Annotated in this window: 1 protein-coding gene; it reads left to right on the top strand. The window is 44.8% G+C overall.

The window, feature by feature from the left end:
* Positions 1–45: 45 nt before the first annotated feature.
* Positions 46–567: IS3 family transposase (locus IDZ20_RS07890; protein WP_245792199.1), on the top strand; the 522-nt coding region annotated here is incomplete at its 3' end.

The raw sequence follows: 567 nt of genomic DNA, 5'->3' as shown, positions 1-567 counted from the left end.
GGCAAGGCGTTTAACTATGGCGGGCATGCTCTAACGATGCACAATGTGGCAGACAATTTACTGTGGCGGGATTTCTCCACTGATCGGCCTAATCAAAAATGGGGAACAGATATTACTTACGCTTGGGTGGACAAACAGTGGTTGTATTTAGCGACAGTTATGGACTTATTCTCTCGCAAGATCATTGGCTGGAGTTTGGACTCAAATATGACAGAGCAATTAATTACACGAGCTATGCAAATGGCGATTGATGCACGAGGAGTTTCTCCCGGCTTGATAGTCCATTCGGACCGTGGTTCGCAGTATCGTTCAAACGGTTACGTTGGTTTTCTTGAGCGTCACAATATTACGCGCAGCATGAGTAGGAAGGGTAACTGCTGGGATAATGCTGTTATGGAGTCATTCTACGCCCGATTGAAAGTGGAGTTAATATACGCCAAGAATTATCAGTCGATTGACTCAGCGCGATCGGGTATATTTGGCTACATTGAAGTTTTTTATAATCGAAAAAGAAGGCATTCTGCAAACGATGGGGTTAGCCCTGTTGAGTTTGAAGCGAAAGCAGCT

Source organism: Teredinibacter waterburyi, assembly GCF_001922985.1.
Lineage (GTDB): Bacteria > Pseudomonadota > Gammaproteobacteria > Pseudomonadales > Cellvibrionaceae > Teredinibacter > Teredinibacter waterburyi.
This window is presented reverse-complemented; position numbering and strand designations above follow the sequence as displayed.